The organism is Brevundimonas sp. TWP1-3 (genome assembly GCF_049896085.1).
In the GTDB taxonomy this organism is placed as follows: domain Bacteria; phylum Pseudomonadota; class Alphaproteobacteria; order Caulobacterales; family Caulobacteraceae; genus Brevundimonas.
This window is the reverse complement of the sequence record NZ_JAFCTP010000019.1, coordinates 1-1,272: the sequence shown is the minus strand read 5'-3', so window position 1 is coordinate 1,272 and position 1,272 is coordinate 1. Positions and strand designations below refer to the sequence as shown.

Here is a 1,272-nt window from a genome sequence, read left to right as displayed (position 1 = left end):
GGTTAAAGAGATCTAGGCATCTAAAGGCAAAAAGCCTGGTCATGAAAAAGCCCCGCAGATTTTCATCTGCGGGGCTTTTCGTTTGCTCACTTTTTTGCAGGCAAAACAAAACCCCAACTGCTTTCGCAATTGGGGTTTCGGAATTTAATCTTGACGATGACCTACTCTCACATGGGGAAACCCCACACTACCATCGGCGATGCATCGTTTCACTGCTGAGTTCGGGATGGGATCAGGTGGTTCCAATGCTCTATGGTCGTCAAGAAATTCGGGTACTGAGTCGTGGCCAGATGGCCTCGCTTCAGCAAATTGGGTATGTGACAGCTTTCGGTGTTTTTGCGAGATCGAACTTTCGGTTCATTGCGTCTTCACACACCGCAATCTGGTTGCTCTGGTTTAGAGAGCCGACGCAAATTGCTTGGGTGTTATATGGTCAAGCCTCACGGGCAATTAGTATTGGTTAGCTCAACGCCTCACAGCGCTTACACACCCAACCTATCAACGTCGTAGTCTTCGACGGCCCTTCAGGGAACTCAAGGTTCCAGTGAGATCTCATCTTGAGGCTAGTTTCCCGCTTAGATGCTTTCAGCGGTTATCTATTCCGAACATAGCTACCCGGCAATGCCACTGGCGTGACAACCGGAACACCAGAGGTTCGTCCACTCCGGTCCTCTCGTACTAGGAGCAGCCCCTCTCAAATCTCAAACGTCCACGGCAGATAGGGACCGAACTGTCTCACGACGTTCTAAACCCAGCTCGCGTACCACTTTAAATGGCGAACAGCCATACCCTTGGGACCGGCTTCAGCCCCAGGATGTGATGAGCCGACATCGAGGTGCCAAACACCGCCGTCGATATGAACTCTTGGGCGGTATCAGCCTGTTATCCCCGGAGTACCTTTTATCCGTTGAGCGATGGCCCTTCCATACAGAACCACCGGATCACTAAGACCTACTTTCGTACCTGCTCGACGTGTCTGTCTCGCAGTCAAGCGCGCTTTTGCCTTTATACTCTACGACCGATTTCCGACCGGTCTGAGCGCACCTTCGTACTCCTCCGTTACTCTTTAGGAGGAGACCGCCCCAGTCAAACTACCCACCATACACTGTCCTCGATCCGGATAACGGACCTGAGTTAGAACCTCAAAGTTGCCAGGGTGGTATTTCAAGGTTGGCTCCACGCAGACTGGCGTCCACGCTTCAAAGCCTCCCACCTATCCTACACAAGCAAATTCAAAGTCCAGTGCAAAGCTATAGTAAAGGTTCACGGGGT

General features: G+C 51.6%; 2 rRNA genes. Both read right to left on the bottom strand.

The features are described 5' to 3' along the window. Positions 1–148: 148 nt before the first annotated feature. Positions 149–264 (bottom strand): 5S ribosomal RNA (rrf, locus tag ACP693_RS17655). A gap of 165 nt (positions 265–429) precedes the next feature. Further along, positions 430–1,272: ribosomal RNA gene (locus ACP693_RS17650) — 23S ribosomal RNA — on the bottom strand; the annotation flags it as partial.